6 protein-coding genes are annotated in these 12,844 nt (G+C 40.5%); 2 read left to right on the top strand and 4 right to left on the bottom strand.

Annotated features, from left to right (window positions below; translation table 11 throughout):
* Positions 1-741: 741 nt before the first annotated feature.
* Together C2869_RS06295 and C2869_RS06290 are read right to left on the bottom strand one after the other, a co-directional pair.
* A complete protein-coding gene (locus C2869_RS06295; RefSeq protein WP_108602144.1) occupies positions 742-1,704 on the bottom strand; it encodes a class 1 fructose-bisphosphatase in 963 nt (320 codons plus the stop codon).
* A gap of 160 nt (positions 1,705-1,864) precedes the next feature.
* Positions 1,865-3,124 carry a BNR repeat-containing protein gene (locus tag C2869_RS06290; protein ID WP_228710782.1) on the bottom strand — a complete coding sequence of 420 codons (1,260 nt, stop codon included), beginning with the start codon at positions 3,122-3,124 and terminating at the stop codon, positions 1,865-1,867.
* Between C2869_RS06290 and C2869_RS22975 the strand changes: the two genes are divergently transcribed.
* Both C2869_RS22975 and C2869_RS06285 read left to right on the top strand, forming a co-directional pair.
* Positions 3,123-3,248 carry a hypothetical protein gene (locus C2869_RS22975; RefSeq protein ID WP_268958804.1) on the top strand — a complete coding sequence of 42 codons (126 nt, stop codon included), beginning with the start codon at positions 3,123-3,125 and terminating at the stop codon, positions 3,246-3,248. The genes C2869_RS06290 and C2869_RS22975 overlap by 2 nt on opposite strands.
* A 777-nt stretch (positions 3,249-4,025) precedes the next feature.
* Positions 4,026-7,187, top strand: coding sequence for a TonB-dependent receptor (locus C2869_RS06285; protein WP_108602142.1), 3,162 nt, complete (start codon positions 4,026-4,028; stop codon positions 7,185-7,187).
* 994 nt (positions 7,188-8,181) lie between these two features.
* Here C2869_RS06285 and C2869_RS06280 read toward each other — a convergent pair.
* Together C2869_RS06280 and C2869_RS06275 are read right to left on the bottom strand one after the other, a co-directional pair.
* Positions 8,182-11,121, bottom strand: a complete 2,940-nt coding sequence (locus C2869_RS06280) for a VCBS domain-containing protein (protein ID WP_108602141.1) — start codon at positions 11,119-11,121, stop codon at positions 8,182-8,184.
* Between the two features lie 26 nt (positions 11,122-11,147).
* Positions 11,148-12,764, bottom strand: a complete 1,617-nt coding sequence (locus C2869_RS06275; protein WP_108602140.1) for a VCBS domain-containing protein — start codon at positions 12,762-12,764, stop codon at positions 11,148-11,150.
* Positions 12,765-12,844 lie beyond the last annotated feature (80 nt).

Raw genomic sequence — 12,844 nt, 5'->3', positions numbered from 1 at the left:
AACGCCCAAACAAACACAGTCAAGCACAATTAATCAATACCAATCACACAAAATGAAAAAAATGATATAACAAAATAAAAACACATATTAAACAACCAGTATAAACTACTGATTTAAATAGATATTTAAGGATTTAAAACTAAATTCCAGGCTTATATCGATAAGTGATTGGTTTTATTATAGTTAGAATAATTTTGACTGATACCTTCTTATATTGATAAATAAAGACGTTTGTTTTCCATTTTATGACTGGAACAGCTTAGTACCATTATGGTTCAGGGTAACAATTGAAGATATTCAGGTTGGATAACAAGGTTAACGAACAAAACGCTCAAAATCTGCCATTTAAGCCAACCCTGTTAATATGAATTTCGCATTCTTGTATGGAGTTTAATTTGTTGGGAGCTTGAGGTCAGTGCACAGGATGATCTAGCAAGTACTTCAACTTTCAAGTTATGAAGGGTTAAATTTATATCCATTTGCTAACTTGTAGGGTTGATTTTACATCGACAAACCTTGTGCTAGCTGGCATAAAGCCTGCCCTACAATAAAACATTCTTATTGAAATATAGGTGATTGCAGAGTCGATTTTACATCGACAAACCTTGTGTTAGCTGGCATAAAGCCAGCCCTACAATAAAACTTTCTTTTTGTAATATAGGTGATTGCAGGGGCGATTTTACATCGCCAAATCTTGTGCTAGCCGAAATAAATTCGGCCCGACAATTGATATTAATCATGCTAAGTGGTCGCTGCTGTGTATAGCTCAACATTCAACTTAGAGCCCATAGCAATTGGCACTCTTTGATGCAAAGACGTCGGCGCTATCTGCAATATAGATTGACCATTGGACAGTGCAAGTCCGCCGGCATTTTCGACCAGCATGGCCAGTGGATTTGCTTCATACAATAAACGGATTTTACCATTTTCAACCCCTGCTCGTTTATCTCCTGGGTAGATAAATACACCGCCGCGGCTTAAAACGCGATGGACATCACCGACCATAGCTGCGTTCCAGCGCATTGATGACTTGTCATACTTTTCATCTTGATGGGTAACATCCGCAAAAAACTGACGGTTGGCATCATTCCAGTATCGATAGTTTGCCATATTGGCAGCAAATTCATTTCTTTTTTCTGGAACCCTCATAGTCTGTTGCGTCAGTAAATAACCGCCGTGAGTTTGGTCTAAGGTAAAGCAACGAGTAGGACCACCGGTAGACATAACCAATAAAGTAGAGGCGCCATACAAAACATAACCGGCACAAAGCTGATCAGCGCCTTTTTGTGAAAACTGTAAATCGCTGTCATGCGGCACATCATCTCGGGCTTTATATATGGTAAAAATAGTGCCTATTTGACCATTAATATCGATATTGGAAGAACCGTCTAATGGATCAAACGCTACTATATATTGACCTTGCGGGTTGCCGCCAACCACGTGGTCTTCTTCTTCCGAGGCAATAGCACGTACAGAATCATCAGCCAATAACATGTCTTTTATTAACTGATTGGCCAACACATCTAATTTCTTTTGTACTTCTCCTTGGATGTTTTCATCAAGTGTTGAACCTAGCACACCGGCTAAAGCGCCTTGACTGACACGAAAAGAGATCTCTTTTGATGCAGCTAATACCGTACGGATCAACATAATTAAATCAATTGAGACTCCGTCTTGCTTTAGCACGGGGATAAGTCGTTTCATAATTTTACCTTTACTGCAATTGAGGGAGGATAAGCCGCCAGTTAGGCAGCCTATAAAAAGTCTGGTTGTAAATGATTAATATTTTCTTAGTACAAGTCCGCAAACTTACAGCGGACTTTGGCAAGACATTGTCTGACAAACCAAACAATAGCGACCTTTACTATTGTTTCACTTCATGCAGCGACAACACACTCGCTGGTGAAATCACAGCATGAGCTCTGTCACGATTTCCGGGTTGGCTATACCAAGATAAATAATATTGACCACCGCTCGGGCTCAAATCGCCTTTTCCGACAAATACGTGATGTTCCAACGCTAACGTATTGGCTTGCAACAAGTGTTGGTTGGCAACTTGCGTTTTAGCTAAAATTTCTGGTGGGTACAGCGAACCATTCTCAACGCGAATGGTTTCAAGTGTGTCGCCATTAACAATAAAACGTTTAACGGAATCTAAACGACGTACAGTGATGGCTAGCTGATTATTATCAATGGCAACAGGCGCATAAGGTTTAACTTGAAAACGCCCTAACGAACCATGGCCACTAAAGTCCCAGCGAAAACCTTGCCATTGACTGATCTTGTGGCTTTGCCAAGTTTTACCTGATTTTCGAGCCAAGTAAATTTGCGTGAAGCCTTGCTGATCATATTTATGATAAACAATCACGGGTTGGTTGTTATGGTCAAAACCTAGCTTAACATTACCATTGATCATGCCACCAAATGCGGGAACGGGATCAACCACTTCTGTTTTATCTAAAGTTAAAGGTAATGCAATAGGCTTACCATTAGAGTCTTGCCAATGGATCAAATCATCACTCATTGCGTAAGACAAACTATGATTAGTCGCGGCATTAGGGGTATTACGCCATACCCAGATTAAATGAAAACGACCATTAGCATCGCGGATCGGCCCTTCAAAGTAACCGCTCATTTTACCTTCACCATCTAAAAATTGGTTGCGGTGTAAGCGGCGCCACTGTTTAGTCTCAGTGTTATAAATATTGTAAATTTCGTTGCCGTTACCACTACCGCCGTCGCGATATTTAACCACTAGCTCATTGTGGTTATTAAGCAGGAATATTGGATAAGTCATGCGTAATTCGACACTTTGGTCAACCATCATGGGTACACGTTGCAATGATCTAACATCTAAAGGGCGACTACTTCGAAAATACTCCATCGCGTCGCCATGCATATTACCCATCACATGAATATGGCCTGCTTTATCTAACTCCAAGGTCACATAATTATGGCTATCCCACCCGAGCCAGCTATCAACCTTGTAGTAACGCCAAGGACGCCCTATTTCACGCTGTGCAATTGTCATTTGTCTGTTCGCATCAAAATAGGCGACAAACTGATTGTTACCTTTGGTTAATAAATAAGGCTTAATTCGATGACCAGACCAAACAAAATCCATGGCAAGACTATTTACCTTAGCGGAAGGCGCGGCAGCAGGATTAGCAACAGCCATATTTGCATTCGCCAGCAACAGAGAGCAAAACAATACTGCCAATTTCACCCAATCAACTAATCGTGAATAGAAAAGACGAAATGATAGACAAGAATATAGAGGGAACAATAAAGAAGTCAGCATGTTACACAACTCACTAATCATTTGTGTATTTAATCTAAATTAAAACACGTTATGTTTAAGTTTGTTGCATTATATTCACAAACACACCTTTTACAATCATTTTCAATCACTGGAGATATTACTAAATGTTAACATTTGTTACCTGTAACATCTCTCGTTCATACTTACAATATAGGCGCCAAGCCACGCAACTAGCCTTGTAACGTGTAAGACATATCTGCTCGCAACGTCAGTTAACCAATATTAAGTAACGCAAAACGCTAAGATAGATTTCAAGCATAATTAAATAGTCTATAAAGCGCTATGACAAGGTTCAAACTCATAGAAAAATGATAAACAAAGATCAACAAGATGGAAATTAATACCTATATATCAGCAACTTAAAATCAAAATAACACTGAAAAATCTATTCTAATTTTACTTACAAACTCATTTTAAAATGAATTGGACCAACCTAAATAAAAAGAAAACCGTTAAATAAACATGAAAATTTGATTTTTTTGACTATATTTTTTCATAAATCAGCAAATAACCCAGCATGTAATAAACAAAAGTAATCACTTGTTTGATAAATGTTAAAAAAAGATATAACAAAAGCTAAGTTTTATTACATTTCATGATTGATAATGATTTCTATGAGTGTATCATTGACCCCACATGACTAGTCATGACTCATTAATTAACAGAAATAATCATAATAAAAAGCAATTTAGAGAGAAAAGACATGCAAAAGACACGAATTACTCGCGCAATCTTATCGCGTAAATATGCAACCAAAGACATACTCGTCGGCAGCGCAGCAGGTTTAATGGTTGCCTTGGCATCACCTACGGTTTTAGCAGCAGAAGAAGAAACAGAAGTCATTGAAGTTTCAGGCGTACGTGGTTCATTAGAACAAGCATTACATGTAAAGCGTGAAGCAACTTCAATTGTTGACGCGATCTCAGCAACAGATATGGAAGCTTTGCCCGCATTAGATTTAGGTGAAGCATTACAAGCTTTACCGGGTATTCAGTTAAACTCAGAAACAGAAGGTCGCCAATCAACCATTAGTTTACGTGGCTTAAGCAGTGGTTTTGTTAAAACAACAGCGTTTGGTCAATCTTTTGCTACGCCCACTGCCGCAGCAGGCCATGAAGTTGGTGCTCCTAACCCATTTTCAGCATTCGAATCAGGTATCTTCGACGGGGTAACGGTTGTTAAATCTCCTACAGCTGACCTGCAAGAAGGTGGTGTTGCTGGTGTGGTTGATATGCAATTACAACAAGCATTATCGAAAAAAGACGGTTTATTCAATATCAGTGTTGGTGCAAGCTACGAAGCACTACCTGAAGCCACTAACCCTAACATTAAGCTTTCGGGGGTTAAGCACTTAATTGAAGACAAGCTAGCCGTTGGTTTTAAATTTAGCCATTCAAAGCAAGAATTCCGCCGCGATACATTCGACATTATTGACTATACCGATGCGGATGACTTTATTGAAGAGAAAAAAGATGCCGATGGCAATATCACCAAAATTGTCCATGAACGTTCAACTAACGTTGATCAATATCGTGAAAAATGGAATGTACCATCTGATGCAGTACTACGCGTTCCACAAAAAGCGAAAAATGTGACGCAATACAGTGTAGGTGATCGCTATTCATTTGCGGGTAACCTTGAATACCGTATTAGTGACAATTTCAAGGTTGGAGCTCACTTGTTAAAATCACAACGTGTGCTTGATGACGGTACTAAAGAAGTGACAAACTTTGAATCCGGCTTACATAAAACTAACCCAAAAAATGACTGGTTTGGCAGTGAAGTTACATTAGATATGGATGTAGAGCCGTTCTTTTACGTGAATACAGCTACAGATGGCACGGGTGCTGATGCCTATATCGCCCCTGCTATATCTTTCACAAACGGTCACTTACAGCATGAAAACCGCAAAACCACCTTCGAAGAGAAAACACAAGGTGTCATTTTATATGCTGACTATGCAGTAGGCGATTGGAATTTTGATGCACAAATCGTTTCTTCGAAAGCGTCAAATGAATTTACTAATATTGGTTTGGGTTATCGTGCCCGCGGTGATAATAAAGCCAGTAATGCACAAACTGGTTTTAATGCCTATATCAATACGGGTGGTGGCGATTTAGACAAAATCCGAGTTGAGCGCCTCGATGACGGTAAGCTAGATGGCGTACAAGTTTATGAGCCATATATAGACTATGTAGTCGATGACTTAGCGTGGCGTGATCCTCGCATTGATGAAAACTTACTGTCAGTTCGAGATCCGCAAAACCAAAATCGTAACCTTTCTACCTATCTTAATGGTCGTACTCGTGACTTAAAGTCGACGTTGGATAGCTTTGAATTTAATTCTCAACGTTTCCTAGATTTAAGCTTTAGTGATGCGTTGCGTTTTGATTCAATTAAATTTGGTACACGATATCAAGTTGAAGACACTGAAAGTATCGATAAAGTTAACGGGCTAGGCGGTATTGATGCTTCTAACTTTGGTTCATCATACTTATCAAATCAGCCCCTTTCAGCACACCAGTCAGCATTCTTTAACGGTAAAATTGGTGGCACATTTGACCATAACAGTGGTTGGGTAACATTAGATAATGACCTCGCTATTGCCGCATTTCAAAATGGCATAGAAACAGACCCAACAAAAGTATTACGCAAGAATGGCGTAGAAGTGCAACCGACCCTAACCATGAACCGCGCGGGTTTCTGGGATAGAGCCAGAGGTAATGGTCACGGCTGGTTAGTTAGTACCAACTATGATGTCAAACAGGAATTAACCGCGTTTTACGCGACCACAGACTTTGCCGGTGATTTACCGTTAGATATGAGCTACTCAGGTAATTTTGGTGTGCGTTATGTTAAAACTGAAAATACGTTTGACGGCTTTGAGCTAGGCAGTAATACACCATACACCTTTAAAGATGATTACAGCAATACTTTACCTATGGCTAACATCTCTTTGGAATTAACTGAAGATATCATCTTACGTACTGCATATTACGAAGGTATTGTAAGACCTAATATCAACAAGCAAATTCCATCTCCTAGCTTCATTCCAGCTGAGAGAAAGATCGATCTTGAATTACCAAGCGCAACCTTAAAACCATATGAAGCGGATAACTTTGATTTATCACTAGAATGGTATAACCGTGAAGGTAGTGCTATTTCGATTGGTTACTTCCAGAAAAATATTAGCAATCTATTTAAAACCGAAAAAGGCTATTGCCCAGATGATGGCTCTGATCCAATTGTTAATGAGTTCTTAGGTGATAGTTTCCATCGTGTAGGGGATGCTACAAACTATACTTGTGAAGAAATTGCTGTTACAACATTACCACCAGCAGAAGGTGAGACTGAAGGTGAGTCATTTAACCGCGACGTTAACATTGAGCGTTCTATCAATGTTGACGAAGAACTTAAAGTAGAAGGTTTTGAATTAGCAATTCAGCAAAACCTAGACTTTTTACCTTACCCTTGGAATGGTTTTGGTGGCGTGTTTAACTACACTAAACTAAGACAATCTGGTAGTGAGACCCTACTTTCTCGCGTATCACCAGAGTCTTATAACATCATTACTTATTGGGAAGATGAAGACATAAGTGTACGTTTTGCTTATAACTGGCGTGATGACCAAACGACTTCTGGTGCAAATAGTTTCTTAGGTACGTTAGATAGAACAATTGCAGCGAAAGGTCGCCTTGATTTCTCAAGTTCTTACAAAATTAACGAGAATATGAAGGTATACTTCCAAGCCTTTAACTTAACAGATGAAGTGGTCACTTCGCACTATGGTGACGACGACCGTGCAATACACCAGTTAACTTACAACGGACGTATTTACAAAGCGTCATTTAACTACAAATTCTAATGTATGTTTGTAAGTAACCTTAAACGGTTAATCTGAGTAACAACCAAACCCCATGCTTGCATGGGGTTTTTCATTTCTTAAAACACCATTTCCATTGCAATATCCCTTTGTATTAACTGATATAGTAAATTGGCAGCCAAGCAAACCTGTAAGAATAAACAAGCAGGATTAACTTGTCTTTCAATCATTAATATATTCACTAGCTCAGAAAAATAACACTTTCGCTTTTGATTTATGCGGCCTACTGAGAATAGTCACGCTCGAGAGAAAATCATTCCGACAATAGTAGCAGAGCTGCTACATACTGTGTTTCTAGGCTCAAGCAGGAAGCCGTGTGCCTGCATGTGTAGCAAGCACTTCAGGTTTATCTGCAACACATTCTTATATTCTTACTCTTTTGATCAGAAAGGTTTGCAGGCTCTGCAAGCATAAATGATCACCCACAAAAGCCGCGGTTTTGTGAGGCTTTGGTACAAAGCAAGTACCTTTTCAATTTAATTTTGATTAGTTGAAAACATTGATGATCACTTTCACACTGAGCGCGAAGCAGTCGAAGTGTCGATAAATTAGAAAGTAATAAGACTTCGACACCAAAAGTAGGCGCCTTAAGCGAGCTCAGCCTGAAGTTGTTTGTTTACTCTAAATATGGTTAAAAACATCACGAGTGATAGTAAATTATGCGAGTGATTCAACTGATCATTTCTTTCTGGAAACAGTACTAATTATAAAAACACAGCTTTTTATACTTGCATCAAGAAGAAAGGCTGCAAGAAGTTGCGAGGGAGAAACTAAGTGTTGCCTACAAAAAGGCTTATTGTTTTGTAACTTTAGGAAGGGCTAAAGTCTGCAGCTTGAAATACTGAATAGTTACAAGTGTAGTTACAAGGGTATCGACATTTCACTTGCAGCTTTTCACTAGCAACATAAATAAAAAAAGCGCTACTAACTAAGCGTTAGTAGCGCTTTTAACGTTAAATTTGACTAAAAAATTTCTTTATTTAACTTCCACTACAGTCACTAAGCGCGAGTCACCATATTTGGCAGTGTCATGACCCACCTCGTCTTTTGCTGGAATATCACCTTTAGCAACAGTACCGAGATCTGATTTCTCAAAAGATTGAGAAAATATCATCTGTTTGCCGGCAACATCTTGGTAAATTTTGATGTCATCAATGTCGCATGTACCAGCATTAGCGTTAGCACTCGTACCACATTTGAAGCCCAGCATTTTCACGCCATTAACTACGTTGCTAGAGATAAAAGAAGGTGAATCAAAAGCACCGTCAGTAATTTTACCGCCTGCGCCATCACTGACTTTTTCACCATTGATCGTCATAGTCACGATTGGCATAACACCACCAACACCACCATCTGCAGTATCATTAACCGCGTTAGTTGCGTCCCATGTCATTTCAATCGTGTTCCACTCACCTTTAGTGTGTGACTGATCTAAGTTAATGTTTTCATAAGTTCTTTGGTTTTTATCAAAAGTCACTAAACGTGATTGAACACCGCGCAATTGCGTTGAACCATCGGTTTTCAAGTTTAGATCCACCATGGCACGCGATTGTTCACCCGTATTACCAAATAAGCTTAAGTAAGCCGATTGAACTGGATCCGTTACCTTAACGCGAACGACTGCTTTACCTGTAGGGATTTGCGCGGGTAAATCAACTCTTAACAAACCATAACCCGAGTCATGAGTTAGCTGAGCATATTGAGTTGAAGGTGCGCCGCCATCTTCTAATATTTCAGAATTCACGTGCTTGTAACCAGTAGTATGCTTCTTGAATCTGCCACCATTAGCTAACGAAATATTATCTGATACATCGATATCACCTACATCCATATCCTGGAATTTTTCATTCAGAGCAACCGCATCACCATCATCAGACATATGCGTGATTTTGAGGTTATCAAAGTGACACTGGGTTGGAGGCACGTCTGTTCCTCTCCCACAACGTAATGAAATACGGAAAGCCCCCTCTGCAAGCGAAGAAGTAGCTGTAGATGGCGTCGCAAAGTCACTGACTAATTTACCATCGACACTGACCGACATTTGCGCAGGCGTTTGCGTCGAGTCCCAAGTCAATTCTACAGGGAACCATTCACCCGCTGTGTATTTAACTTCTGGCGCTTCATCGTTGATTTTATCGATATCAATAACACCTGAAGACTTCAACTGTAAATTAACCATTGCTGTTGCTGGGTTGTTTGAATTTGCGCCGAATAATTGAACATAACCTACGTCTGGTCCATCCGTCATACGCACGTCTAACGTCAGCTTACCTTTAGGTTGCTTACCAAAGCCGTCAATATTGGTAATGCCTTGAGTGCCGCCTTTACTGGAAAGCTGTAGGTACCTATTATTGGCTGGTACAAACTCTTTGATACTGACAGGTAATGTCACTTCAGTACCATCAAGCGCATCCACTGTAATATTATCAGTAACAGGTAGCGTTAAGGATCCAGCTTCAAGTAAAGTGATGGTTGCGTCACTTAATTTATAGCTCCAATTACCTGTGCTATTAATAGTGAATGAACCATACGTTGTTGCATAGCTTGTTGCCTCAAACGACGCTTGCCACTTGTTGACATCAGTAATACTTAATGTGCCAAACGCTTCATTCGCTTCCATATCGACAGTTGTGCTTGAAACCCCATTTTCAACAACGGGAAGCCCATCTATCACAGCTGGCACTAATTGCGCACCTTCAATGGTTAACTTAACAGTCGCAAGTGTGCCATCGATAGTTTCAAAGCTAAGCGTGTCTACAATGGTCGGTAATGGGTCGAGTAAGTCATTAGAAAACAATGCCTTAACTGCATCTTTACTGTAGTCGACGTTGTAAGTGAATAGACCCGCTGCATCAATTGATACACTACCAAACTCAGTTGCGGTTACGTCAAGCGGTTTAAAGAATTCCTCTTCATAGTTTGGATCTTCAACCGAAATAGCACTAACAAGAGAGCCAACATTACCGCCAACTTTACCGGTAAATTGACCGGCTTCGCCTTCAACCGCTGTTAATTTAGCATCACCAGTGAAAGTCGCAGCAATTGGATCTGCACCTAACACTAATACAGTAACCACTTGCTCTGTACCATCAGCCGACACTAGAGTGAAAGTGTCAGATAAGGTTTGGCTAGAATCAGGCAGCGCGACAACATCCGCATGCATCTCGTCAAGGTCATAAGTCCACTCAACTTTACCTGCAACGCCTTTAACCGCTGCGACCCCATTGTCTGGATCAGCCGCCACGGCTTCAATCTTTTTAATCACCTTAATGGTAATTTGGCCATACATGCCTTGAATAGTCGCAGTTTCCTCGGTTGCGCCATCAGCGACATTTGGCTGGGCTGAGGCAGGTAAGAAGTCAGCTTCAGCAGGGTTTGCGTCAGCTACATTTACCGTACCGTTAGTATTGCCTTTGCCTGTATCACGTGACACCGCTTTTTCAATGTTACCTGAGAAAGTCGCGTCTTCATCAATACCTCTGATGATCACTTTAAACTGTTTAGTCGTGCCATCTGCTGTTTTAATCTCGAATGTATCGGTTAAATCAGGTAAGCCAGCTTTAACTAAATCTGTGACACTTGCATGTTCCGGCGTGGCTGAAAACTCTTTGCCACGCCAAAGTGTGTAAGACCAGTCACCGGCACTATTGAACGATAATTCACCATAAGTGCCTACGGCTTCCAATGGCATATAAAGAGACTGGCCATTGTTAGCATCTGAAATTTCATAGGTGCCTTCAGGGTTTAACTGTTTAGTGGCTACGGTTTCAAATGTTTCAACTGATGTTTTATTGCCTTCACTATCAGTAACAAAAAACTCAGGAGCTGCTGCTGATTGTTCGGTAACTTTGTCGTCATCGCTGCTACAAGCACTTAATGCAGCAATAATGGATAATGATAATAATGTCTGTTTCATTGAATTAACCTATTTCTTATTCTTTATCAATCGCGTGCAATTTTTAGTTCTTCGCTAGAAGCAGCGTATGGCGTCTTATTTTTAACGATAATATCTTTGACAATATCGCCAACGACGTTGTTAGCAAAACTCTCGTTAAGTTTGGCGTTTGCAGAATCTTTTTTAGGATTAGCGTCGACATCTAAATAGTATTGAATGTCATCAACTAACAGCGCGCCAATACCGCCATTTTGCTCATCTGCATCGACATAGAAACGGAACTGATTCATACACATGGTAGGCAACTTACCGGCAAGGGTTGGGCCGACAAAGCCATCGGCAGGGTTAGTTGGCATCTGATAATGATCAGAGGTTAACGCTTCACCATCAAGCCATGCATGAAGTAAAGCTTTGGTTCCCAGTTTTGCGCCCTGCCAAGTCATGGTAAATTCAGACCATTCACCAGGCACTAAGCTCTGATCAAAGGTCACTATATCTGTCACTATAGTACTTGGATAGATACCACTGGTTTCACGGTTAGACGGCTTAATCCCAGGATTAAGTTCGGCTGCCCACATTTGTAATTCGCCAGTTGGCTGAATATAGAATGTCACGACTCTTCGGTTCTCACTGTCGTGGAAGTTACGACTACAACCAAAAGATAAAGTGGCTTTTCTGGCAATGTCTTCAGTAACTTTGACTTTAAAGGTAATTTTACCATTGCCTGATTGCCCATCATTTACGCCTAATTGCGACATCATTACTTCAAACTGACTATCTTTATCTGTGTAGCTAAGGATCTCTGGCGCAAAGTTAGGCACAGCGCCATAAATATTGACTTGAATGGTTTTTGTGGTGCCATCAACAGAGGTTATGGTAACCGAATCTGATACTGGGTCACTGTCTGGTAAAGGTAATAAATCGGCAAGTGTTTTAGTATCATCACCTGGTACTTTGGCTTTTTTATTAACCTTGAACTCCCAGTCACCTGATTCTGCAATATAGAGTGAACCGTAACCATTATCAGAGACAATACCGAACGTATTGCCATTGTCATCCTTCATTGGTGTGACCTTGTCTGTGGAAGGATCATACGTCGCATTGGCAACAAACTTAGACTGATTAAAGTTTGGATCGTAAATGGAGGTGGCACCGAAGGCTGAAGTATTTCTGATAGACGGGTTTGCGACCAATGCGCCTGCAATTTCTGCAGGCAATGTTGGGTCTACCCCGACAATGTTAATAGTGATCGCTTGAGTCGAACCATCTTTAGTGGTGATTGTTAGTTCTTCTGTCAGTGAAGCGTCTGGGTTATCTAAAATCGCCGCGACGTCTGGATGGGTTTCATCCAAATCATAAGTCCATGAGGCATAACCCGATTGAAGGTACTCAAGGGTAAAAGTACCGTACATGGCTTCAGGTGTTAGATCGTAATTCGGCTCAGCTTCACCAAAGTTAACGTCGTTAACGATGAAAGTACCATTTGCATTACCATGTCCCGTTGTTAAATCAACGGTAAAACCTTTACCCGTTGTACCTTGTGCGCCTACCTCTGTTGTAAAGTCGTTACCAAAAGTTGCAGGCACTTGTAATGCGTCTTTGTTATCAAGATCACACCCAGCTAAAGCAGCTATAACCGACATGGCTAAAATTTGTTTTTTCATAGGATTATTCCTGTAAATCTTATCTTCTTATGCTGCGTACAGGGCTATTAAGCCGTGATACGCACGCGTAATGAATCATC

The organism is Saccharobesus litoralis (genome assembly GCF_003063625.1).
Classification (GTDB): Bacteria; Pseudomonadota; Gammaproteobacteria; order Enterobacterales; family Alteromonadaceae; genus Saccharobesus; species Saccharobesus litoralis.
The sequence above is the reverse complement of the archived record's forward strand: the minus strand, read 5'-3'. Positions and strand labels throughout refer to the sequence as shown.